A 21,767-nucleotide genomic window follows, 5' to 3' on the forward strand; every position below is an offset into this window, starting at 1 on the left:
AGAACACATGACAGCTTTTCGCGTTTTACGCAAACCGATGCCTCTGGTAATGGCAATCCGTTTCGGCCTGCTGCCGCTCGTGGGGCTGACCGTCGCGCCGGCGTTTGCCGCCGCACAGTTTGACATTGCCGCCGGGGATTTAGACACCGCACTTAACCAATATGCCATCCGCAGCGGGATCTCGCTGTCGGCGGACGCCAGCCTGACGCGCGGTAAACACAGCGACGGTCTGCACGGCAGTTATGATGTCGAAGCGGGTCTGCAAACGCTGCTCAGCGGCAGCGGCCTGCAGCTCAAATCGCTGGGCAATAACGCCTGGACGCTGGAACCCGCTGCGGTCAATAGTGAATCGACGCTGACGGTGGTCGGCGACTGGCTCGGCGATGCGCGGGAAAATGATGTCTTTGAACACGCCGGCGCCCGCGATGTTATCCGCCGTGAAGATTTCGCCAAAACCGGCGCCACCACCATGCGCGAAGTGCTGAACCGCATTCCTGGCGTCAATGCGCCGGAAAACACCGGTACCGGTAGCCACGACCTGGCGATGAACTTCGGTATTCGCGGCCTTAACCCCCGCCTCGCCAGCCGCTCCACGGTATTGATGGACGGCATTCCGGTACCTTTCGCGCCTTACGGCCAGCCTCAGCTGTCGCTGGCTCCGGTGTCGCTCGGGAATATGGATGCGGTGGACGTCGTCCGCGGTGCCGGCGCCGTGCGCTACGGGCCGCAAAGCGTAGGCGGCGTCGTCAACTTCGTCACCCGCGCCATTCCGCAGGATTTTGCTATCGCCGGCGGTGTGGAGGGTCAGCTCAGCCCGACCTCTTCACAAAACAATCCCAAAGAGACCCACAACCTGATGTTCGGCGGGACGGCCGATAATGGTCTGGGCGCCGCCCTGCTCTATTCCGGCACCCGCGGCAGCGACTGGCGTGAGCACAGCGCCACGCGTATTGATGACCTGATGCTGAAAAGCAAATATGCGCCGAACGAGGTGCATACCTTTAACAGCCTGCTGCAATACTACGATGGCGAAGCCGATATGCCCGGCGGCCTCTCCCGCGCCGACTATCATGCCGACCGCTGGCAGTCCACCCGGCCAAACGATCGTTTCTGGGGACGTCGCCAGCTCGCCAGCCTCGGCTACCAGTTCCAGCCGGACGCGCAGCATAAGTTCAACATTCAGGGCTTCTATACCCATACCCTACGCAGCGGCTATCTGGATCAGGGGAAAAACACCACGCTTTCCCCGCGTGAATACTGGGTCCGCGGAGTTGAGCCGCGCTACAGCCAGAGCTTTATGATCGGCCCATCCGCGCATGAAGTCGGCGTCGGCTATCGCTACGTCAATGAATCCACGCACGAGATGCGCTACTACGCCACTACCGCCAGCGGCGAGCTGCCGAGCACCGCCAGCCCTTACGATCGCGATACCCGTTCCGGTACCGAGGCGCACGCCTGGTATATCGACGACCGCATTGATATTGGCAACTGGACGATCGTCCCGGGCATGCGTTTCGAGCACATCGAGTCATACCAGAACGACAGTCTGAAAGGCACTCACCAGCAGGTCAGCTATAACGCTCCGCTGCCGGCGCTGAACGTACTTTATCACCTCACTGACAGCTGGAATCTTTATGCCAATACCGAAGGATCGTTCGGCACCGTACAGTACAGCCAGATTGGCAAGGCTGTGCAAAGCGGCAATGTGGAGCCGGAAAAAGCCCGCACCTGGGAAGTCGGCACCCGCTACGACAACGGCGCGCTGAGCGCGGAAATGGGGCTGTTTCTGATTAACTTTAATAATCAGTACGACTCCAACCAGACTAACGATACCGTCACCGCACGCGGCAAAACCCGCCACAGCGGGCTGGAAGCGCAAACCCGCTACGATCTCGGCGATCTTAATCCACGGCTGGAAAACCTGTCGGTCTATGCCAGCTATGCCTACGTGAATGCTGAAATTCGCGAGAAAGGCGATACCTACGGTAATCAGGTTCCGTTCTCACCGAAGCATAAAGGGACCCTGGGAGTGGACTATAAGCCAGGCAGCTGGACGTTCAACCTCAATAGCGACTTCCAGTCCAGCCAGTTCGCTGACAACGCCAACACCGTGAAAGAGAGTGCGGACGGCAGTAACGGGCGTATTCCCGGATATATGCTGTGGGGGGCGCGCGTGGCTTACGATTTCGGGCCGCAGATGGCCAATCTCAACCTCGCATTCGGCGTGAAGAATATTTTCGACCATGAGTATTACACCCGCTCATATGACGATAACAACAAAGGCATTTATGCCGGTCAGCCGCGCACCTTGTATCTGCAGGGTTCGATGAAGTTCTGACGGTGTTCTGTCGCCGCCCCGCCCCTGGGGCGGCGAGGATAGCTGGCGTTTTTAATCGTCTTTTGCCGGAGTGAGTATGTTGACCTGTTTACGTCTCCTTTTGACCGGTTTGCTGGTGTGCAGCTTGCCGGCGTTTGCCGTCACCGTTAAGGATGAACACGGCGTATTTTCCCTTGATAAGGTACCGCAGCGTATCGTGGTGCTGGAACTCTCCTTTGCCGACGCGCTGGCGGCGGTCGACGTCTCTCCCGTTGGGATTGCCGACGATAGCGATCCCACGCGTATTTTGCCGGAGGTCCGCGCGCACCTGAAACCGTGGCAGTCCGTCGGTACCCGCGCTCAGCCCTCCCTGGAAGCCATCAGCGCTCTGCATCCCGATGTGATCATCGCCGACAGCAGCCGACACCGGGGAATTTACGCCACCCTGCGGCAAATCGCGCCGGTCCTGCTGCTGAAATCGCGCAACGAAACCTATACCGGGAATCTGGCTTCGGCGGCCATTATCGGCCAGGTCGTGGGTCGCGAAGCGCAGATGCAGGAGCGCCTGGCGCGGCACCACCAGCGGATGGCCGATTTCGCCCGCCGCCTTCCCGCCGGGGCGGAGGTCGTTTTTGGTACCTCCCGCGAACAGCAGTTCAACCTGCATTCCCGCGAAACCTATACCGGCAGCGTCCTCAGCGCGCTGGGGCTGAAGGTCCCGGCCGCCATCGGCGGCGCGCCGATGGCGGCCATCAATCTTGAGCAGTTGCTGGCTATCAACCCACGGTGGCTGCTTGTCGCGCATTACCGTACGGAAAGTATCGTGCGCAAATGGCAGCAGGACCCGCTATGGCAGATGCTGCAGGCGCAGCAACAACACCAGGTGGCCGCCGTTGACAGTAACAGCTGGGCGCGGATGCGCGGCATTTTTGCCGCCGAACGCATTGCCGGCGATCTGGTCAACCTCGTTCACCATCAGGCGGTCGACGTAACGCCATGAAGCCTTCGCATTCCACGGCGTGGATCTGGGGCCTGCCGCTGCTGACGCTGGCGGGCCTGTTCTGGTGGAGTCTGTTTTGTTATTCAGCGATAGCGATTTCACCGCTGGAGGCCCTGCAGGCTCTGTTCGCCCCTGCAAAGCCGTCCCTTGCGCAGGCGCTGGTGCTTAATCTTCGGCTGCCGCGTAGCCTGGTGGCGCTGCTGCTTGGCGCGAGCCTGGCGTTCTCCGGGACGCTGCTGCAGACCCTGACCCATAACCCGCTGGCCTCACCGTCACTGCTCGGGATTAATAGCGGCGCGGCGCTGGCGATGGCGTTAACCAGCGCCCTGAGTCCGGCACCGCTGGCGGGCTATTCGCTGGCCTTAATCGCCGCCTGCGGCGGCGGCATCAGCTGGCTGCTGGTGATGACCGCAGGCGGCGGCTGGCGTCATGAGCAGGATCGCAACCGGCTGATTCTTGCCGGTATCGCCCTTTCCGCTCTGTGTATGGCGTTGACCCGGCTCACGCTGCTGCTCGCAGAAGATCAGGCCTTCGGGATTTTGTTCTGGCTGGCGGGAGGCGTTTCTCACGTGCGCTGGCCGGAATTCTGGCAGCTTTTCCCCTTTGCGCTGCTGATTATCCCCGCGGTATTGGTTTTCGCCCACGCGCTGAATTTACTCAACGTCAGCGATACGGCGGCCCATTCGCTCGGAGTGAACCTGCCGCGCCTGCGGCTACTTATCCATCTCGCGGTGCTGCTGTTGACCGGGGCCTGCGTCAGCGTGGCCGGTCCGGTCGCATTTATCGGCCTGCTGATGCCGCATCTCGCCCGCCTGTGGGTGGGCCACGATCGCCGACGCTTACTTCCGATGAGCGCGCTATTGGGGGCGGCCGGTATGCAGCTGGCCGATATTCTCGCCCGGGCGCTGGCCTGGCCTGGAGAGCTGCCGGCGGGCGCGGTGCTGGCGCTGGTTGGCGCCCCCTGCTTTGTCTGGCTGGTCAGGAGGAGCGGATGAAAACGCGGTTCTGTCTCCTGCTGCTGGCGCTGCTCATTCTAACCGGGTTGTCACTGCGGATGGGGGCGATTGCCCTGCCCTGGCGCGCATTGTTCGACGGCTGGCGCGCCGATAGCGAATTCCATTATGTCCTGATGCAATATCGCCTGCCGCGGGTGGTGCTGGCGGTGATTGTCGGCGCCGCGTTAGCCGTCTCCGGGGTGCTGATTCAGGGCATCGTCCGCAACCCGCTGGCGTCGCCGGATATTCTTGGCGTCAATCACGCCGCCAGCCTGGCGTCGGTCACCACCCTCTATTTTCTGCCGACATTATCGCCCATCTGGCTGCCGGCTCTGGCCTTCGTCGGCGGAATGGCGGCGATGCTGGCGCTGGTCGCGCTGGCAGGTTTCTCCCGACCAATGCGCCTGGCGTTAAGCGGGGTGGCGCTGTCGGCATGCTGGGCCAGCATCACCGACTATCTCCTGCTGTCGCAGCCGCAGGAGATCAACAACGCGCTGCTGTGGCTGACCGGGAGTCTGTGGGCCAGAGACGGTTCATTCGTCATCATCGCTCTGCCGATTCTGGCGATTTTGCTGCCGTTGAGCCTCGTTCTGAGTCGCGATCTTGATCTGCTGGCGCTGGGCAACGACCGTGCCGGAACGCTTGGCGTCAATATCATACGCCTCAACGTTTATGGCCTGGTCCTGGCGGTCGCCCTGGCTTCGGTGGGCGTCGCGGTATGCGGCCCGATCGCCTTTATCAGCCTGGTGGTGCCTCATCTCATGCGGCGTTTGACGGGCGCAAGCCATCGCTATCTGCTGCCATATTCAGCGCTGATGGGCGGGCTGGTACTGCTGCTGGCGGATCTGCTGGCGCGAACGCTGCATCCCCCGATGGAGCTGCCGGCGGGCGTATTAACCGCGATTATCGGCGCTCCGTGGTTTATCTGGTTACTTGTGAGAATGCGTTGAATGGAACTAAAAACGGAAGATCTGACCGCCGGCTACGGCGCAAAACGGATTATCGACGGACTCAGCCTGACGCTTCCCGCGGGAAAAGTCACCGCCCTGCTGGGGCCAAACGGCTGCGGTAAATCCACGCTGCTAAAATGTTTCTCACGGCTGCTGACGCCGACGGCGGGGAAAATATGGCTGGACGATCGCCCGCTCTCCGTCTTAAGCCCTCGTCAATTGGCCCGCCACCTGGCGCTGCTGCCTCAGCAACATCTGACGCCGGAAGGGATCACCGTGCGCGAACTGGTCGGGTATGGCCGCAGCCCGTGGCTCCCGCTGTGGGGGCGACTCACCGCCCAGGATCATCTGCGCGTCGAAGCAGCCCTCGCCCGAACCGGCGTAGCCGCCCTTGCCGAACGGCCGCTCAGCGCCCTTTCCGGCGGGCAGCGGCAGCGCGCCTTTCTGGCGCTAATCCTGGCCCAGGATACGCCGCTGGTGTTGCTTGATGAGCCGACCACCTGGCTGGATATCAATCATCAGGTGGAGTTAATGAAGCTGATGCGCGAGCTACAGCAGGCCGGTAAAACGGTGGTCGCGGTGCTGCACGATCTCAACCAGGCCAGCCGTTACTGCGACCATCTGGTGGTGCTGGAGCGCGGTCAGCTGCAGGCCGAAGGCGACCCGGAAAGGGTGCTGACGCCCGCGCTGTTACGCGAAGTGTTCCGGCTTGAGGCCGAAATTCATCCTGAGCCGATCGCGCGCCGCCCGATGTGCGTGGTGAAATAGCGCCAGTCCCGCCGGTGCGTTATCCATCAGTTTGCCGGAGCGATATATCGTTCATTGTCTATCAACGTGACGGCGGATTAGCCCGGAGCGCGGACCACAATGTATTTTCTTTTCACCGGCAAAATGATTAACTAACGGTCACTCAAGGCTTTTTCACTTTTGCGCACGCCGTTGACGCCATCGCGCTCCGGCAATGCATATCTGGGCAAATGGAAAAACGGCAGGATTCACGCGCTCACCCTTTCATATCGCACTGGCGATCGCTCATCACGATTAATTTATCGCGGCACACACGACCAGAATGAAACGATAGTATCCCGGTCATGCGGATGGAGAAAAACGATGCGTCTCGCCTTAAAATCAGCATTGATGCTAACTACGCGCGTTATAGCGATAATCAACCCCGAATTACAGCTGCATATGCAGCGAACGGCGTTAATCGCCCTCGAACTTGCGCTGGCGCTGCGATTGTCGCGCCAGCAGCAGCAAACGATCTTTTGCGCCGCGCTGCTTCATGACATCGGCGTCCTGGGCGATAAGCGGGTTATCACCTCGCTGAATGACATTGATAATATTGAAGATCCTCACCAGGGTCGTGGCGCGGAAATGCTCGCAGGGTTGCCCACCTTTGCCCCTGTCCTGCCGATTATTCGCCATCATCATTTTAGCCCGACGCATACCGGGAGCCAGGAAGAGCATATTGTCTATTTTGCCGACGTTTTCGAACGTCTGCTGTCATCCAGGGATGGTGCGGTGGAATGTCAACCCGCGGTTATCATTGCTACCTTCCGCTCGCTGTACCAGCAGATTGATCCGCAGCTTTGCCATACCCTGTGTCAGCTCGCGCAAAAAGAGCATTTCTGGCAGCACCTTCACCCCGGGCATATCCAGAGGATGCTGGAAATTATCGGCCCGATTAACGATCGGTATATCGATATTGCTGGTCTGAAAGATATTTGCTTATTGATAGCTAATATTGTCGACACTTACAGCAGCTTCACCGCCAGCCACAGTCTTATGGTCGGCGAAATATCCTACCGGCTCGCCGCCTGGCTGGGGCTTGCGAAAAGAGAGTGCCAAAAAATAGAGATTGCTGGCTATTTGCACGATATTGGTAAAATTAATATCCCGCTGACGATTCTGGAAAAACAGGGGGAACTCACCCCCGCAGAACGGCTTGCGGTGCGCGAGCATAGTTATATGACCGGCGAAATTCTCAGCGCCTTTAACGAACTTGGCGACATCATAAACTGGGCGGCGAACCATCACGAAAAGCTCGATGGCAGCGGTTATCCCCTGCATCTGAATCAGGATTACCTTCAGCTCCCCGATCGCATCATCGCCATTGCCGACATTTTTACCGCGCTGACCGAAGATCGCCCCTATCGCATCGCGATGCCTTATCAGGAGGCGTTACAGCTGATAGAGAACGATGTTATAAATGGCGCGCTGGATAAAGATGTCTTTTGCGCCTTACGCCAGCATGCGGCATCGCTGTACCGCCGCATTATCGGTAAAAAATGCCGCTAGCCCCCGCCGTCCGCGGGCAGGTCAGGGCTCTATAATTAAAAAAAACATCCTTTATTCATCTGCACGCAAGGAAAAAACGGTGAGAATCGCCACCATGACCAACTGGGCCTACGGGATCACCGTTTGCCTGACTATTACCTCCGGCATTGCGATGCTGATGGCTTCTAACGCGGAGACGGCTGAACGCCAGGCGGTACAACAGCGACAGGTATTCGATGGGTTGACCGAAGCGGTGGAAACCGATGCCTGGGCGCTTTCAGATCTTGCGCGAGCCTATGTTATTAACAAAAATCCGCAGGTTTTGCAGGAGTACCGCCAGAAGGCTGGTTCACTGACCTCGATTGAGCGCCGTCTGGCGAAGCTCAAAGATCGGGGCGCGACGCCCCAGGAGCTGGCTCTGCTGCGCGACGGACTACAGGTTGCGGATGATCTGCAGGATGAACAGCAGGCGGCGCTCAACAACGTCGCCCGCGGGGCAGAAAAAGAGGCCGTCAATCTGCTCTACGGTAAACCCTATGAACAGGAACTGGACCGGGTTCAGACGCAGATCGATCACTTCCGGCTCATGCTGGAAGGTCGGGCCAACAGCGCCATCGTCCAGGCCACTGAAAAATCGCATACCTGGCGCAGGTTATCAGAACTGATGGTCGGCCTGACGGCGTTGATGTTTCTGTTTGTGCTCGGTTTTATTTTGCAGCGCCGGGTACTGTATCCGGTGGTTCGCTTAAGCGATGTCGTGCAGCGGCTTGCATCGCAGGATTATGCCGTCGAGCCGCCGCATTTCACCCAGATCGATGAAATTGGCGATATGGCCCAGGCGATTCGCATTTTCCGCGAAAATGGGCTGGCGCGTCAGCGTCTTGAGCAAGAGCGGGACGCCGACTGGGCGATTCGGGAACTGCTGGCCCGCATGACGCAGCGCCTGCAAGGCTGCGAATCCTACGAGGATGTCATTAAGGTCGCCGAACTCTTCGCCCCCAATATCGCCCCCGGCGTACCGGGGCGACTCTATATTCTCGACGCCGATCCCTGGCAGATGCGCTGCGTCGCCGGGTGGCTTTCTCCTCCCGACGAACCTGCGGTTTTTTATCCCGATAACTGCTGGGCCGTGCGTCGTGGGCAGAGTCATCCTCCGGTTAATGGTGAACCGGACATCGCCTGCTATCACCTGCCTGAATCAGACGGCGCTCAATCGCTTTGCGTACCTATGATTGCCCAGGGCGAAGCCATCGGTCTGCTCTCCTTTAGCAACGTGACCGCGGCCACGGCCCCTTCCCGCGCCTATCTGGAACTGATGGCCGAAGCGCTGGGCCTGGCGCTGGCCAATCAGCGCCTGCGCAGCGCATTACTGGAAAAAGCGCTGTTTGACTCGCTCACCGGGTTGCGCAATCGTCACCATCTGGATGATGCCCTGCATACGCAAATTAATCTGGCGATCCATAACAACACTCCGCTGAGCTGCCTGATGATCGACATCGATCACTTTAAAGCGATCAACGATCAATATGGTCATGAAGCGGGCGATCTGGTGATCAAAAACGTGGCCGCGATTGTGCAGCGCGCGGTCCGCGATACCGGTATGGCGTTTCGCTATGGCGGAGAGGAGTTTCTGGTATTGCTGGCCACCCCTGAAGAGCCCGCACAGGCCTGCGCGCAGGAGATTTATAACAACGTACGCAATCTGACCTTACGCTATGGCCCTGACGACATCGGCCAGATCGATGTCTCTATCGGCATCGCCAGCTTCCCGCAGCACGCGCAAAGCGACAGCCTGCTGCGCGCCGCGGATGCCGCGCTCTATCGCGCCAAGGAGCAAGGCCGCTCGAGAATTGTCAGTTTCGGTATGCTGAAGACCGACTGATGCGGATTCCGCAGGGGGAGCGATCGCCTCCTCCTGCCGGTCAGGTCGCCGCGTTCTTCAGCCACATTAGCTTCGCCCCCACACACTTCCTTCCGACACTCCCCCATTAAAACCTTTTTAATTCATTAACCTACGATATAAATTCGATTTACAGCACAAATGATAATTATTATCATATGCCAATACATGCTACCAACCCGCTGTATATTTTACTTTTTTTGCATCATTTGCCCACATGGAGCACTTCACCGTGGGCTTTTACTCAAAGGATGATTTATGAAGACGAAATGCATACTCACCGCAGGCCTGTGTATTTTTCTGGCGGCGTGTTCTGACGGGGGGATTTCGCCGGATGGCGAGGATGCACCGGAGGCGTTCAGAATTTGTCAGGGGCTGAGCTGCAGCCAATCCCCCACCGGCAAACCGGGCCAGCTCGAAACGTATAAACCGACAAGGGAAGAACGAAATCGTATCCAGCGCGGTGAGTCGCCCAATTTTGGCTCCGAATCGATCAGCATCGGCGGCACCATCCCGTGGTAGCCCTTCCCGGCGCTCATCTGCTGCATTCCACCTTGCACTGGTTGTGATATATGCACCGGGCTGCCGGACGGTGATGTTCGGCGACTAAGCGCGGTTTAATGGTCATCAGGGGATAAGAGCCTTATCCCCTGTTCAGCAGATGGGTCGCTATCCCCCATTTTACCAGGGACAACTTCCCGTCGGCAGATTGCAGAATCGAGTAGCTGCCGTTCAGGTGCCCGTATTGTTGAAAATTCTCCGGCCCCTGACCGTGGAGGGTGGCGATAACCGCCTGGATCACCTGTCCATGGGAGACCACGCACACGCAGTCATCCGTCGACCTGCCGATATCAAGCAGCGCGGCCATCGTTCTGCCTGCCGCATCAATCAGCGACTCACCGCCTTCGGGGGTCACCTGCGGATGCCCAGAATAAATGGCATCAAACAGCCTTTGCTGGTCTGCATTAAGCTGATTGCCGACCGTTCCCTCCAGTGGCCCCAAACCACGTTCAATCAGCCGGGGATCAAAGCGGATCGCACAGGCAAAATGCGCCGCTATCTGCATCGCCGCCGCTGCGGCTCTACCCGCGGTAGAAGAGACGACCCGCTCGATGTTCTCGCCCTTCAGGGCATCGATCAGCGCCGCGATTTGCTGACGCCCGCGTTCGCTCACCGGACTATCGCGATGCCCCTGCAGGCGGCCGACGCGGTTCCACTCTGTTTCACCATGTCTGACAAGTAATATTTTCATTTACTACATTGGGTTACGGGTGATATGGCAACCTTACCATTCGGAGATAACAAAACAAGCGGCCGCCCATCGGCAGCCGTCTATTTTTAGCGCGGAAAACCGCTGGCGCAGCAGAGGGAGAACCTCAGGCGATACGCGCAATTCCTGAAGCGACGTTTGCACGCAGGAACGTTCATTTGTCGGACGCACGGCGTAAAGATGATGGGTGCAGGCGGCGGCATATCGATAGCCAGTGCCGGTACGGCGAGGATCGGTCCCAAACTCAGCGCAGCTGTCCGTTTCATCTTTCGCCCATGGTTCATCATTATCTGAAAAGGAAGTTCGCGAGAGCGTAAAATGAAGATGCTCGGTAACACCCGAACCCGGTATTTTACCCAGCACTGCGGTATCCCTTCTTATTATACTATCTTAATCCTATGATTTTTAATATATAAATATCTGTTAAGCGACGTTTCCACCAGCAGACGTGACAACAATGCCGGATGCGGGGCGGATGTAACCGATACCCATTAAGCGATCCCCGTCGAGGCATTCAACGCGCGAGCATGGCATAATAACGTAAGTACCGTACGGTATAGTTATCTTTAAACATCACTTTTTAATCAGTTAAGGGTTCTACATGAAAGTACTGACGCAAGCGCGCCGCGAGGGGATCGTAGCCGCCGCCGCCGAGGTGTTTCTGGAGATTGGGTACGAGCGTGCCTCAATGGATGAAGTGGCCAGACGCGCCGGTGGCTCCAAGGCCACGCTCTATAAATACTTCTCGTCAAAAGAGGCGTTATTTGAAACAGTTGTGCGCAATTACAGCGCCAGGTTTCTCACCGAAGCGGCGAACGGGCTGACTCAGCCGGAAAACCAGACGCTCTCCCTGGAACAAAAGCTCACCCGCTTTGGGGAAGATATGCTGCGGGTGGTGGCATGCGATAACCAGGCGCTGCAGATCTACCGCGTTGTATTGGGGGAAGCGGGTCATTCCGATATCGGACAACTGTTTCTGGAATCCGGCATCCGGCAAAGCATGGAGGCGCTGGCGCAGGAGATGAAAGCGGCGATGGAACGGGGTGAACTGACACCGTCGAACCCGATGCTTCGTGCCATCCAGTTTACGTCGCTGATCAAAGCGGAAACCGAGGTCTTGTTTTTCTTGCGTGATATGCCCGATTTTTCTGACGAAAAAGTCAGTGAGATGGTTATGAATGGTGTACGACTCTTTCTGGATGGCGCAGTTAACAAGCCGGTGTAGCACCTCTCCTGCCCTGCCAGCGGCATATCAAGACCGGATTCGTCACATCGAACCCGATCTTTTGAGGGTGGAGTCAGTCTAGTCGCGAAGACACGCTGCCGTGCCCGTCGCCACCCATCCCGTCGCGGTCTGTCCTATCTGTCTTGCCAGACGCTCAACCACACGCTGCCAGGCGGTAAACATCTGCGCCGGATCCCCAACGGGTAGCAGATCAATCACAAAATCGGGCGCCGCGACGGCGCCGGAAACGGGGTCAGCATTGACCAGCGTGTGGTAGCGCACCTGGGGAGATGCACACCCTGCCAGCACAAACGAAACGCCGATGAGCAATGATAAAACCGTTTTCATGGCCGCTCTCCTTCCTTCAGTGGACGGGCATTGTTCAGCACCGCATCTGCAGCGCGGCCCTGTAGCAACGATTCCGGGCGGCGATCCAGCTGGTTTGTCAGGCTGCGCACGGCTCGCAGCGTTCGCGTCGCCTCCTGTAAGGATTGCAGGAGAGTAATCATCAACGGGGAATCTTTCGCCAGCAGGTTTTGCGCGTCCTGTGTCGTTTGCTGCGTCTGTTGCATCAGATGGTTGGCGGCGGGCAAAGACTGATTGTTCACCATCCGCAGGGTTTTATGCAGTTCCACCAGAGTCTTGTTCATGTTGTTCCCAATCTCATCGAGCGGCATTTTATTGATTTTCGCGGCGATCCCCGTGAGCTGATCCTGATGGATTGTCAGCCCTCCCTTCACCGTCGGCAGTTCAACCGGACACTTTGTCGCGTCAAAGTCCACCCTGGGCGCATCCGCAAAAAAATCGAGCGAGATGTAAAATTGCCCCGTTAGCAGACTGCTGGGCGTGGCCTGCGCCCGCAGCCCATGCGCAATCATCTCGCGCGTAAAAATGGCGGTATTGAGATCAATGTCGCCTGTCGGTTGAGGGAGTTTCTCGAGCACATTCCGGATAAAACCCGCTTCCGGTTAAGATACATTCAGCCCCCTAAACAAAGGAAAAAAGCCCGCAGTGAATCTGACAGAAAAATCGGCCCATCTGGCATGGTGCGCCCTGGTGGCGCTGGCCTTAGCCAGGCGACGGAGACGTTACCGGTGGCCACTCAGGACAGCCGGGACATCATTGCCGCCGCTCAGCGTGCGCTTGCGTGCATCTGGCGTGACGGCTACCGGTACGCAAAGGCCGGTATCATGCTGGCCGATTTTTCCGGCCGTGAAGCACAACCGAATCTGTTTGATGAATATGCCCCCCGCCCGGACAGCGAAGCCCTGATGAATGCCGTCGATCGGATTAACCGCGCCGGTAAGGGCCGTGTTTTTTTGCTGGCCAGGGTATCGATGCTGGTTTCGCGATGCTCAGAGAAATGCTGAGCCCGGAATATACGGCAGACTGGAATGCTCTGCCGCGTGCTTTCATGAGATAAGCGTCATCTGGATTTTATAGACATAAAATCATATGGTTATGTTATTAACGTATGCTTCCGTTCCATTGGACTTCAGACCCATACACCACCTGTTTTATTTCTCTGAAGGCCGATCAAAACTGTCATAAATTTCTTCAAAAAATCACTTTACGATATGCCACTTATTATTGTAGATTGATCAATCTACAATTAGTGAAGAAGAATCATGAAACGAAACGTCGGCAGACCTCGGGAGTTTGATCCCACTGAATTTCTTAACGTAGCGCAGCTGCTATTCTGGGAGAATGGTTACAGGGCTACGTCAATCGCTGATCTTAAAGAGAAATCCGGGCTGGCCAGTGCAAGCATTTATAAACTTTACCCGGATAAGCGCGCGATTTTCCTCGCCGCGCTGCGCCAGTACATGGATGCAGGGCTTGCCCGCCTTACACAGCGAGAAACAGAGCAGGAACCTGAAGTCGCTCTCGCACAAACTCTGGAGTTTTTCGCTCAGGTTACCGCTGGACCTGAGGGAACCAGGGGATGTTTTTCTATTGCTGCCGCCAGTGAACTTCTGCCAGGCGATGAAGATGTCCATAATCTGATTGAATACATGTTCTCCGGTCTGATAACACGTCTGACCCGAATTTTGCTGAAAGGGCAGAAAAAAGGAACATTTCGGGCAGACTATCCTGCCAGCGTTATGGCGGAGAGCCTGTTTATGATGCTGGAAGGAATGAGATTATACGGGAAAGTAAAACCAAAAATTGAAAACCTCAGAAAGTCAAATGAGTTTTTTATAAATACAATTCTTCTCTCACCTGAGCATAATGTTATTCAGTCAGGATAATATCATGTTCTTAACTGGAATGACTGTAAGAAGAAAAAAACGATTCACGATGATGACGGTTCTTGATGTTTATGATGAGAAGGTCATCTGTGGCTGGAGTCAGAATGGAAAATTCTATAAAAGGGCTTTTAATACATCCGAATTAATTTTGATTACACTTTCGATAAATGTAATCATATAACAATATTCTTGGGGTGAATTACAGTTCTCATGGTAATAACAGGACGCGTCATTGCTTATCTTTCCATAATGTTTTTGGTTCAAAACTCAGCGCGCAGAGCATGGTTAGCATGACCACGAGGCCGAAAAACATAGTCCCGCTCCGGGGCTCGGCCTCACTGAGCGCATGAAACCGGAGCAGACCACACACCACCACCACTACATCCAGCATCGACCAACAGCCAATCCACTCGGTCATCCGGTAAAGTCCGGCCCGTTCTCGTCTGGCCCAACGGCTCTTACGGGACGTTGAGATCAGCAACACACTCAGTGCCAGAAATTTCAGACAGGGAACCACCACGCTGGCAATAAAGATGATCGCCGCGATACCCCATGAACCACTTCGCCAGAAGGCCACTACCCCGGACAGGATGGTACTTTCACTGCCATGACCAAGAAACGTTGTGTGCATCACCGGGAACATATTGGCGGGCACATACAGGATCATGGCGGTTAACAGCAGCGCCCAGCTCAGGAGTGGATACCCGGCCTGGCGATTGGGCAACGCCGTGTGACAGCGAGGACATTTTTCACGCTCGCCGTACGTCGTGTTGTCGGCCCACACCAGGCTACACAGAGGGCAACGGCACACCTGAATCTGGCGAGCAAAAGGCGCTTCAATCGTCACGACCCTTCTCCTCGACCGAAAGCAGATCCCACAGTGGACGCAGGTCATGACTGTTGATGAAGACAACCAGCAGGCAGGAGACGGCCAGCGCCCAGCCGCCCGGCCCCACGGAGACGTCCAGGAGTGACGAAAGTTTTATACCCGCCACCAGAAATCCCAGCACGCCCACTTCCATCATGTTCCAGGGATGCAGCCATTTGAGCGCTTTCATGGTGAAGATAAACGCAGGCGCCGGACGCGCGAAACGCGCAAAGCTCAGCAGCCAGGCCGTCAGCGCTATCTGCAAAAAAGGCGCGATAACCAGAAGGAAAACGGTACAGACAGCGACAAGGGGGTTGCCGTCGTCAGCAGTCAGCGCCCATGCCGCATTCCACAGGGTGATGTCATTTGCCATCCCGTAAAATCCAACGGACATCACCGGGAAGATACAGGCCAGAACTAAGGTCATGGTCGCCGTCAACAGCAGAGGCAATACATGACCGGGCACTCTCCTGCGTCCACGCCATAACACAGCGTAACAACGCTAGCAGAGTGCGATTTCCCCCGGCGCACAAGGCAGTGTCAGGTAAACACTGTCGCAGTGCGGGCAGAGGGTCAGATGCGGGAATGTCTTCATAACACCGTATCGCCCGGAGATGACTCATGAGAAAAGTCACAGCCGGTTCAGAGTAAGCTTCCGGCTGTGAGCGGGGTGGCTGCGGCTACCGGAGCATTTCCGCCAGTTCTTGCGCACCTTTCTCAATACCCACTTCAGCGGCGCTCAGCGAGCCGATAGTGGCGGAGATATTCATGGCATTTGGATACTGCCTGGCAACGTAGGCTTTCAGTAGTTCATGGCTGTTGGCGTCATAAATTTCGACGGCATAATCCACCGAGCCGCTCATCAGTCCCCTGCCACCACGCACCGATTGCACGATATTGTAGGGGCCGCCTGCCAGGTCGAATTTAGTGAAGGTTCCCACCACCTGTGGCGTGGTATCCGCCCCCGTCAGCGTTAACTTCAGATGCAAGGTGTTCGCAGCAGGCTTGCTGACTTCTTTAAAGCGTGTGCTTAATGTTTTGCTGAACTCCACTTGCATGTACGCGGCAAGAGCATGGCGATCGGCCTGCGCCATATCGTCAAACTGCCCGTCGTTACCCTGATAAATCTGCACCGGATCGATAATGATGTTGTTGTACTTACGCCAGTCGACCAGAGGCGAATAACGCCAGGGAATGCGATCGGCATTATCATCGGTGTTTGTCGTCAGCTTAGAAGCCGAGTCGATGCCACTGTAACGCACGGGTTGATTACCGGCACACCCTGCGATGAGCAGGGAAATACCGACAGCCGCCAGCCCACTGATTTGCCTGAACGTCATCATGTTTAAATCCTTACGTTGTGGTTAAAGGCTGCACATACCGGCATGCCCTCAGTAAAATCATCAAATTCACAGCAAATATGAACTGTACGGTTTAGTTTTGATCATACTACTAAAACCTGTCAACGTAATTGTTCGAGGAAACTATTCGGGTCTGGAATTAATGCATTCATCTGATGCTCCCTCGCGCATCGGAAATTTATCATCCAGACTTAAGCCAAAGACGTAGTCTGCGCAGGCATTGTGCTTTACACTGCGCGCTGCAAAAAACTGAGTAGATAAACGATTAACCAGGCGGTAATGGCGATGAACGGAACGATCACAACGTGGTTTAAAGATAAAGGTTTTGGATTTATCAAAGATGAAAATGGGGATAACCGTTATTTTCATGTGATTAAGGTTGCCAACCCTGAGCTGATTAAGAAAGAGGCGGCGGTGACTTTCGAGCCCACTACCAATAACAAAGGCTTGTCTGCCTACGCTGTAAAAGTGATACCGGAAAGCAAATATATCTATATCGCGGGCGAGCGCCTTAAGCTCACGTCAATCAAGTCTTACCTGGTTTACCGCGAAGAGGTGCCTGCCAACGCCCGCATTGATAAAGAAAATGCGGTGCTGTCTGTCGGCATACTGATGAGTAGCATCAAGCCGAAAGCTGCTGCTCAGCCGGGTGAAATGCGTTCGTTGAAAAAACTGGCGATCACTACCTTCCAGGGAACGACGTTAATCTTCTCGGAAGATGAGATAGACATCGATGCTACGGTAAAACTGCTCAAAGTCTGAAATCATGCGGGCAGCGCGCCGTATATATGTCCTTCCCCCGCCGGCAAACTGACGTAAACCTGAATCCTGGAGATGACGAATGAATAATGAAGTACCGCTGAAATATTATGATATTGCCGATGAGTATGCGACGGAAGCCGCAGAGCCGGTGAGCGAGTCAGAACGTTCCCCCCTGGCGCGCTATTTTCAGCTGCTGATTACCCGTTTAATGAATAACGAGGAAATCAGTGAAGATGCGCAGCAAGAAATGGCCCTTGAGGCCGGGATCGACGCGCGACGTATTGATGAGATAGCGACGTTTCTGAATCAATGGGGCAATGAGTAGTTCCTGTTTTGGATACCGCGCAGAATAGCGTGGGAAGCGGTGCCGCGGCCAGGCCTGAGTACGGTTTCGCGAGCAGCATGCTGGCGAACAACGTCGGCGAAAAAAACGGGAACCGATCGGCTCCCGTTTGTAGTTAATCAGCGATCGCTGATTACATGTTTTCGATGATCGCGTCGCCAAACTCGCTACATTTCAGCAGTTTAGCGCCTTCCATCAGACGTTCAAAGTCATAGGTCACGGTCTTGGCGGCGATAGCGCCTTCCATGCCTTTAACGATCAGGTCTGCGGCTTCGAACCACTGCATGTGGCGCAGCATCATCTCGGCGGAAAGGATAATGGAACCTGGGTTCACTTTGTCCTGTCCGGCATATTTCGGTGCGGTACCGTGGGTCGCTTCAAACAGCGCACATTCGTCACCGATGTTAGCGCCCGGAGCAATACCGATGCCGCCAACCTGCGCCGCCAGGGCGTCAGAGATGTAGTCGCCGTTCAGGTTCATACAGGCAATAACGTCATATTCCGCCGGACGCAGCAGAATTTGCTGCAGGAAGGCGTCAGCGATAACGTCTTTGATGATGATCTCTTTACCGGTGTTCGGGTTCTTGATCTTCTGCCACGGGCCGCCGTCAATCAGTTCGCCGCCGAACTCTTCGCGAATCAGCTGGTAACCCCAGTCTTTAAACGCGCCTTCGGTGAACTTCATGATGTTGCCTTTGTGTACCAGGGTCAGCGAATCGCGATCGTTGGTGATCACGTATTCGATAGCCGCGCGAACCAGGCGTTTGGTGCCTTCTTCAGAGCACGGCTTGATGCCGATACCGCAATGTTCCGGGAAGCGAATTTTCTTCACGCCCATCTCATCACGCAGGAATTTGATCACTTTTTCTGCATCCGCAGAGTCCGCTTTCCACTCGATACCCGCATAGATATCTTCGGAGTTTTCACGGAAGATAACCATATCGGTCAGTTCAGGGTGTTTAACCGGGCTCGGGGTACCCTGGTAGTAACGCACCGGACGCAGGCAGACATAGAGGTCCAGTTCCTGGCGCAGCGCAACGTTCAGAGAACGGATGCCGCCGCCAACTGGCGTCGTCAGAGGGCCTTTGATAGCAACACGATAGTCACGAATCAGATCAAGCGTTTCGGCTGGCAGCCAGACGTCCTGACCGTAAACCTGGGTCGATTTTTCGCCGGTGTAAATTTCCATCCAGGAAATTTTACGCTCGCCTTTATAGGCTTTCTCAACGGCGGCATCCACCACTTTCAGCATCGCTGGGGTCACGTCAACACCGATACCATCACCCTCGATAAACGGGATGATCGGGTTATTAGGGACGTTCAGTTTGCCATCTTGCAGGGTGATTTTTTGACCTTCCGCCGGAACTACTACTTTGCTTTCCATTAACCTCTCCTTCGAGCGCTTCTGGTTCTGCTCTTCCTTTTCACACTAACCGAGCGTTGGCTTTATCCGCCCACTCCCGCCACCGGGTCATCCCGTTAACCGGAGATTCGCGTCCGTGCCGCCTTCTAGTAGCGCGAATCAGTTTGAGCAATATTTTTGTTAAAAAATTGTGATGAGCATGTCAATACTACCTGAATGTTTGCGTCCATGAAAGGCATTCGTAATTAGGCTATAATGCGGCAATTGCCATGATCTGAAAATACCATGCACAAAACTTCATTTAGAAAACATCGCGTTGAGCGATTCAGCTCACAACAAGTCGCCAGACAACGCAAAGAACACCGGCCAAAACGCGTGATCTTGTTCAATAAACCCTATGATGTGTTGCCGCAATTTACTGACGAAGCCGGGCGCCGCACGCTGAAAGATTTTATTACGGTTGCCGGCGTCTACGCGGCGGGTCGCCTGGATCGCGATAGCGAAGGATTACTGGTGCTGACCAACGATGGCGCGCTGCAGGCGAAACTCACCCAACCGGGTAAGCGTACCGGCAAGATTTACTACGTGCAGGTCGAAGGCGAACCCACGTCGGAGGCGCTGGCCGCGCTGCGTGACGGTATCACCCTCAACGATGGCCCCACCCTGCCCGCCGGGGTTGAACGGGTGGCGGAACCCGACTGGCTATGGCCGCGCCATCCGCCTGTCCGCGAGCGAAAAGCGATTCCCACCAGCTGGCTGAAAATCACCCTTTACGAAGGCCGCAACCGTCAGGTACGGCGCATGACCGCGCACGTGGGCTACCCCACGCTGCGCCTGATCCGTTACGCCATGGGCGGCTATACGCTGGACGGCCTCAACAACGGCCAATGGCGGGAGATCCCGCAGGAGAATAAGCCATGAAGCCCCTGCTCTTGACCCTCGCGCTGCTTATCCCACTCGCCGCCGGCGCGGCGAGCTTTGATTGCCAGAAGGCCCGCGCGGCGGATGAAAAGGCCATTTGCGCCCATCTTTCGCTAAACGATAAAGATGTTGAAATGGCCACCAAATACCAGTTTCTGCAAGGACTGCTCGCCATGGGCGGTCGCGGCGCCATTCAGGACGCGCAGCAAAGCTGGCTCAAGAAACGCCAGCAGTGCGGCGGGAACGTATCCTGCCTGACAACCGCCTATGACCAGCGTCTGAAACAGCTGGATGCGATGTACGCCCACATAAATAAGCCGCTTTAATAAGGATGCCTATGTTTAAACCACACGTCACCGTCGCCTGCGTGGTACAGGCGAAAGGCAAATTTCTGGTCGTTGAGGAAACCATTAACGGCAAAGCGCTGTGGAACCAGCCCGCGGGCCACCTGGAAGCGGATGAAACGTTGGTCGAGGCCGCAGAGCGCGAACTGTGGGAAGAGACCGGCATCCGCGCCACGCCGCAGCACTTTATCCGCCTGCATCAGTGGATCGCCCCGGACCAGACGCCGTTTTTACGTTTCCTGTTCGCCATTGAACTTAACGATATGTGCGCCACACAACCGCACGACAGCGATATCGATCGCTGCCTGTGGCTGACCGCCGATGAGATCCTCAATGCCCCGAACCTGCGTTCGCAACTGGTTGCCGAGAGTATCCGCAGCTACCAACAGGACTCACGTTATCCGCTGTCGTTGATCGGTGCGTTCAACTGGCCGCACCAGGGGGGTGCCTGAGCCGCTAGTGCGTGCTAGAATATGCCGCCTTGAAGTTCAATGTGGTGAATATTCCAATGTCAGAAAGCCAAAAAAAAGTGATCGTCGGCATGTCCGGCGGCGTCGATTCCTCTGTTTCTGCCTGGTTGCTGCTTCAGCAAGGCTATAAGGTAGAAGGCCTGTTCATGAAGAACTGGGAGGAAGACGACGGTGAGGAATACTGCACCGCCGCTGCCGACCTCGCCGACGCGCAAGCCGTCTGCGATAAGCTCGGGATTGAGCTTCACACCGTTAACTTTGCCGCAGAATACTGGGACAACGTGTTTGAACTGTTCCTGGCGGAATATAAAGCCGGGCGCACGCCGAACCCGGATATTCTGTGCAACAAAGAGATCAAATTTAAGGCCTTCCTCGAATTTGCCGCCGAAGATCTCGGCGCTGACTATATCGCCACCGGCCACTACGTGCGCCGTGCCGACGTTGACGGTAAGAGCCGGCTGCTGCGCGGCCTGGATGGCAATAAAGATCAGAGCTACTTCCTGTACACCCTCGGCCATGAGCAGATCGCCCAAAGCCTGTTCCCGGTTGGCGAGCTGGAAAAGCCGCAGGTGCGCAAAATTGCCGAAGAGCTGGACCTTATCACCGCCAGGAAAAAAGATTCCACCGGTATCTGCTTTATCGGTGAACGCAAATTCCGCGAGTTCCTTGGCCGCTACCTCCCGGCTCAGCCTGGCAAAATTGTCACCGTCGACGGCGACGACATCGGCGAGCATCAGGGCCTGATGTACCATACCCTTGGTCAACGCAAGGGCCTCGGCATCGGCGGGACCAAAGAAGGAAGTGAAGACCCATGGTACGTTGTCGATAAAGACGTCGAAAACAATATCCTGGTTGTGGCTCAAGGCCACGATCACCCGCGTCTGATGTCCGCGGGCCTGATTGCTCAGCAGCTGCATTGGGTCGATCGCGAGCCGGTGACAGGCACCCTGCGTTGTACGGTGAAAACCCGCTATCGCCAGACCGATATCCCATGCACCGTGAATGCCCTGGATGATGAGCGTATCGAAGTCATCTTTGATGAACCGGTCGCGGCGGTTACGCCGGGCCAGTCAGCGGTCTTCTATAGCGGCGAAGTGTGTCTCGGCGGCGGCGTCATCGAACAGCGCCTGCCGCTGCAGTCCTGACAGA

The 21,767-nt window shown here is 56.2% G+C and carries 24 protein-coding genes and 1 pseudogene; 17 read left to right on the forward strand and 8 right to left on the reverse strand.

Annotated features, from left to right (window positions below; all coding sequences use genetic code 11):
- Window positions 1-7 precede the first annotated feature (7 nt).
- The 8 genes from fecA (at window position 8) to EDF73_RS05245 (ending at window position 9,961) form a co-directional block, all read left to right on the forward strand.
- Complete coding sequence (gene fecA / locus EDF73_RS05210; protein ID WP_132726697.1) at window positions 8-2,338, forward strand: TonB-dependent Fe(3+) dicitrate receptor FecA; 2,331 nt, start codon at window positions 8-10, stop codon at window positions 2,336-2,338.
- A gap of 76 nt (window positions 2,339-2,414) precedes the next feature.
- Window positions 2,415-3,317 carry a Fe(3+) dicitrate ABC transporter substrate-binding protein gene (locus EDF73_RS05215; RefSeq protein WP_132726700.1) on the forward strand — a complete coding sequence of 301 codons (903 nt, stop codon included), beginning with the start codon at window positions 2,415-2,417 and terminating at the stop codon, window positions 3,315-3,317.
- Window positions 3,314-4,312 (forward strand): iron-dicitrate ABC transporter permease FecC, encoded by a 999-nt coding sequence (gene fecC / locus EDF73_RS05220; protein WP_132726703.1) that lies wholly within the window; start codon window positions 3,314-3,316, stop codon window positions 4,310-4,312. The genes EDF73_RS05215 and fecC overlap by 4 nt, the downstream gene beginning before the upstream one ends.
- Entirely contained in the window at window positions 4,309-5,262 is a 954-nt protein-coding gene (fecD, locus tag EDF73_RS05225) for a Fe(3+) dicitrate ABC transporter permease subunit FecD (protein ID WP_132726705.1), read from the forward strand. Before fecC ends, fecD begins: the two co-directional genes overlap by 4 nt.
- On the forward strand, window positions 5,263-6,030 hold the full coding sequence (gene fecE / locus EDF73_RS05230) for a Fe(3+) dicitrate ABC transporter ATP-binding protein FecE (protein ID WP_132726708.1): 768 nt from the start codon (window positions 5,263-5,265) through the stop codon (window positions 6,028-6,030). It begins immediately after the preceding gene.
- A gap of 342 nt (window positions 6,031-6,372) precedes the next feature.
- The gene (locus EDF73_RS05235; protein WP_132726710.1) at window positions 6,373-7,560 is read left to right on the forward strand and encodes an HD domain-containing phosphohydrolase; all 1,188 of its coding nucleotides are present in this window, start codon (window positions 6,373-6,375) and stop codon (window positions 7,558-7,560) included.
- 79 nt (window positions 7,561-7,639) lie between these two features.
- Window positions 7,640-9,421, forward strand: a complete 1,782-nt coding sequence (locus EDF73_RS05240) for a sensor domain-containing diguanylate cyclase (RefSeq protein ID WP_132726713.1) — start codon at window positions 7,640-7,642, stop codon at window positions 9,419-9,421.
- Between the two features lie 276 nt (window positions 9,422-9,697).
- The gene (locus EDF73_RS05245) at window positions 9,698-9,961 is read left to right on the forward strand and encodes a hypothetical protein (RefSeq protein WP_132726715.1); all 264 of its coding nucleotides are present in this window, start codon (window positions 9,698-9,700) and stop codon (window positions 9,959-9,961) included.
- A gap of 121 nt (window positions 9,962-10,082) precedes the next feature.
- Here EDF73_RS05245 and EDF73_RS05250 read toward each other — a convergent pair whose 3' ends face one another.
- Both EDF73_RS05250 and EDF73_RS05255 read right to left on the reverse strand, forming a co-directional pair.
- Window positions 10,083-10,691: a histidine phosphatase family protein gene (locus EDF73_RS05250; RefSeq protein ID WP_132726718.1), complete on the reverse strand. Its 609-nt coding sequence runs from the start codon at window positions 10,689-10,691 to the stop codon at window positions 10,083-10,085.
- 33 nt (window positions 10,692-10,724) lie between these two features.
- The gene (locus tag EDF73_RS05255) at window positions 10,725-11,072 is read right to left on the reverse strand and encodes a hypothetical protein (protein WP_132726721.1); all 348 of its coding nucleotides are present in this window, start codon (window positions 11,070-11,072) and stop codon (window positions 10,725-10,727) included.
- A 238-nt stretch (window positions 11,073-11,310) separates the two neighbouring features.
- Here EDF73_RS05255 and EDF73_RS05260 point away from each other — a divergent pair, with 238 nt between their 5' ends.
- Window positions 11,311-11,934 (forward strand): TetR/AcrR family transcriptional regulator, encoded by a 624-nt coding sequence (locus EDF73_RS05260; protein ID WP_132726724.1) that lies wholly within the window; start codon window positions 11,311-11,313, stop codon window positions 11,932-11,934.
- 78 nt (window positions 11,935-12,012) lie between these two features.
- Here EDF73_RS05260 and EDF73_RS05265 read toward each other — a convergent pair whose 3' ends face one another.
- Together EDF73_RS05265 and EDF73_RS05270 are read right to left on the reverse strand one after the other, a co-directional pair.
- Complete coding sequence (locus tag EDF73_RS05265) at window positions 12,013-12,282, reverse strand: hypothetical protein (protein WP_132726728.1); 270 nt, start codon at window positions 12,280-12,282, stop codon at window positions 12,013-12,015.
- Entirely contained in the window at window positions 12,279-12,878 is a 600-nt protein-coding gene (locus tag EDF73_RS05270) for a hypothetical protein (protein ID WP_165905643.1), read from the reverse strand. Before EDF73_RS05270 ends, EDF73_RS05265 begins: the two co-directional genes overlap by 4 nt.
- A 132-nt stretch (window positions 12,879-13,010) precedes the next feature.
- Between EDF73_RS05270 and EDF73_RS27630 the strand changes: the two are divergent.
- Both EDF73_RS27630 and EDF73_RS05280 read left to right on the forward strand, forming a co-directional pair.
- Window positions 13,011-13,357, forward strand: a pseudogene (locus EDF73_RS27630) (DUF4113 domain-containing protein); the annotation flags it as partial.
- Window positions 13,358-13,562: 205 nt separating this feature from the next.
- Window positions 13,563-14,186, forward strand: a complete 624-nt coding sequence (locus EDF73_RS05280) for a TetR/AcrR family transcriptional regulator (RefSeq protein WP_132726734.1) — start codon at window positions 13,563-13,565, stop codon at window positions 14,184-14,186.
- A 229-nt stretch (window positions 14,187-14,415) separates the two neighbouring features.
- On the opposite strand, the gene EDF73_RS05285 is transcribed toward EDF73_RS05280, so the two are convergent.
- The 3 genes from EDF73_RS05285 to EDF73_RS05295 form a co-directional block, all read right to left on the reverse strand.
- Window positions 14,416-15,027, reverse strand: coding sequence for a paraquat-inducible protein A (locus EDF73_RS05285; RefSeq protein WP_132728094.1), 612 nt, complete (start codon window positions 15,025-15,027; stop codon window positions 14,416-14,418).
- Complete coding sequence (locus EDF73_RS05290) at window positions 15,023-15,520, reverse strand: paraquat-inducible protein A (RefSeq protein WP_243655202.1); 498 nt, start codon at window positions 15,518-15,520, stop codon at window positions 15,023-15,025. Before EDF73_RS05290 ends, EDF73_RS05285 begins: the two co-directional genes overlap by 5 nt.
- 214 nt (window positions 15,521-15,734) lie before the next feature.
- On the reverse strand, window positions 15,735-16,397 hold the full coding sequence (locus tag EDF73_RS05295) for a DUF3313 domain-containing protein (RefSeq protein WP_132726737.1): 663 nt from the start codon (window positions 16,395-16,397) through the stop codon (window positions 15,735-15,737).
- Between the two features lie 297 nt (window positions 16,398-16,694).
- On the opposite strand from EDF73_RS05295, the gene EDF73_RS05300 reads away from it, so the two are divergent.
- Together EDF73_RS05300 and EDF73_RS05305 are read left to right on the forward strand one after the other, a co-directional pair.
- The gene (locus EDF73_RS05300; RefSeq protein WP_132726740.1) at window positions 16,695-17,177 is read left to right on the forward strand and encodes a cold shock domain-containing protein; all 483 of its coding nucleotides are present in this window, start codon (window positions 16,695-16,697) and stop codon (window positions 17,175-17,177) included.
- A 79-nt stretch (window positions 17,178-17,256) separates the two neighbouring features.
- Complete coding sequence (locus tag EDF73_RS05305; RefSeq protein ID WP_132726743.1) at window positions 17,257-17,502, forward strand: YmjA family protein; 246 nt, start codon at window positions 17,257-17,259, stop codon at window positions 17,500-17,502.
- 151 nt (window positions 17,503-17,653) lie between these two features.
- Here EDF73_RS05305 and icd read toward each other — a convergent pair whose 3' ends face one another.
- Window positions 17,654-18,904: an NADP-dependent isocitrate dehydrogenase gene (gene icd, locus EDF73_RS05310; RefSeq protein ID WP_132726746.1), complete on the reverse strand. Its 1,251-nt coding sequence runs from the start codon at window positions 18,902-18,904 to the stop codon at window positions 17,654-17,656.
- A 264-nt stretch (window positions 18,905-19,168) separates the two neighbouring features.
- On the opposite strand from icd, the gene rluE reads away from it, so the two are divergent.
- From rluE to mnmA, 4 genes are read left to right on the forward strand one after another with little or no spacing between them, the layout of a single operon-like run.
- Entirely contained in the window at window positions 19,169-19,804 is a 636-nt protein-coding gene (gene rluE / locus EDF73_RS05315) for a 23S rRNA pseudouridine(2457) synthase RluE (protein ID WP_132726748.1), read from the forward strand.
- Window positions 19,801-20,130, forward strand: coding sequence for a hypothetical protein (locus EDF73_RS05320; protein WP_132726751.1), 330 nt, complete (start codon window positions 19,801-19,803; stop codon window positions 20,128-20,130). The genes rluE and EDF73_RS05320 overlap by 4 nt, the downstream gene beginning before the upstream one ends.
- A gap of 11 nt (window positions 20,131-20,141) precedes the next feature.
- Window positions 20,142-20,600 (forward strand): NUDIX hydrolase, encoded by a 459-nt coding sequence (locus EDF73_RS05325; RefSeq protein WP_132726754.1) that lies wholly within the window; start codon window positions 20,142-20,144, stop codon window positions 20,598-20,600.
- A gap of 56 nt (window positions 20,601-20,656) precedes the next feature.
- Window positions 20,657-21,763, forward strand: a complete 1,107-nt coding sequence (mnmA, locus tag EDF73_RS05330) for a tRNA 2-thiouridine(34) synthase MnmA (RefSeq protein ID WP_165905651.1) — start codon at window positions 20,657-20,659, stop codon at window positions 21,761-21,763.
- Window positions 21,764-21,767 lie beyond the last annotated feature (4 nt).

The organism is Klebsiella sp. BIGb0138, from assembly GCF_004342285.1.
GTDB lineage: Bacteria > Pseudomonadota > Gammaproteobacteria > Enterobacterales > Enterobacteriaceae > Klebsiella.

Coding starts and splice junctions, on each gene's coding strand:
- fecA (WP_132726697.1), top strand. CDS start 8: ATGACAGCTTTTCGCGTTTTACGCAAACCGATGCCTCTGGTAATGGCA.
- EDF73_RS05215 (WP_132726700.1), top strand. CDS start 2,415: ATGTTGACCTGTTTACGTCTCCTTTTGACCGGTTTGCTGGTGTGCAGC.
- fecC (WP_132726703.1), top strand. CDS start 3,314: ATGAAGCCTTCGCATTCCACGGCGTGGATCTGGGGCCTGCCGCTGCTG.
- fecD (WP_132726705.1), top strand. CDS start 4,309: ATGAAAACGCGGTTCTGTCTCCTGCTGCTGGCGCTGCTCATTCTAACC.
- fecE (WP_132726708.1), top strand. CDS start 5,263: ATGGAACTAAAAACGGAAGATCTGACCGCCGGCTACGGCGCAAAACGG.
- EDF73_RS05235 (WP_132726710.1), top strand. CDS start 6,373: ATGCGTCTCGCCTTAAAATCAGCATTGATGCTAACTACGCGCGTTATA.
- EDF73_RS05245 (WP_132726715.1), top strand. CDS start 9,698: ATGAAGACGAAATGCATACTCACCGCAGGCCTGTGTATTTTTCTGGCG.
- EDF73_RS05250 (WP_132726718.1), bottom strand. CDS start 10,691: ATGAAAATATTACTTGTCAGACATGGTGAAACAGAGTGGAACCGCGTC.
- EDF73_RS05260 (WP_132726724.1), top strand. CDS start 11,311: ATGAAAGTACTGACGCAAGCGCGCCGCGAGGGGATCGTAGCCGCCGCC.
- EDF73_RS05265 (WP_132726728.1), bottom strand. CDS start 12,282: ATGAAAACGGTTTTATCATTGCTCATCGGCGTTTCGTTTGTGCTGGCA.
- EDF73_RS05280 (WP_132726734.1), top strand. CDS start 13,563: ATGAAACGAAACGTCGGCAGACCTCGGGAGTTTGATCCCACTGAATTT.
- EDF73_RS05295 (WP_132726737.1), bottom strand. CDS start 16,397: ATGATGACGTTCAGGCAAATCAGTGGGCTGGCGGCTGTCGGTATTTCC.
- EDF73_RS05300 (WP_132726740.1), top strand. CDS start 16,695: ATGGCGATGAACGGAACGATCACAACGTGGTTTAAAGATAAAGGTTTT.
- EDF73_RS05305 (WP_132726743.1), top strand. CDS start 17,257: ATGAATAATGAAGTACCGCTGAAATATTATGATATTGCCGATGAGTAT.
- icd (WP_132726746.1), bottom strand. CDS start 18,904: ATGGAAAGCAAAGTAGTAGTTCCGGCGGAAGGTCAAAAAATCACCCTG.
- rluE (WP_132726748.1), top strand. CDS start 19,169: ATGCACAAAACTTCATTTAGAAAACATCGCGTTGAGCGATTCAGCTCA.
- EDF73_RS05320 (WP_132726751.1), top strand. CDS start 19,801: ATGAAGCCCCTGCTCTTGACCCTCGCGCTGCTTATCCCACTCGCCGCC.
- EDF73_RS05325 (WP_132726754.1), top strand. CDS start 20,142: ATGTTTAAACCACACGTCACCGTCGCCTGCGTGGTACAGGCGAAAGGC.
- mnmA (WP_165905651.1), top strand. CDS start 20,657: ATGTCAGAAAGCCAAAAAAAAGTGATCGTCGGCATGTCCGGCGGCGTC.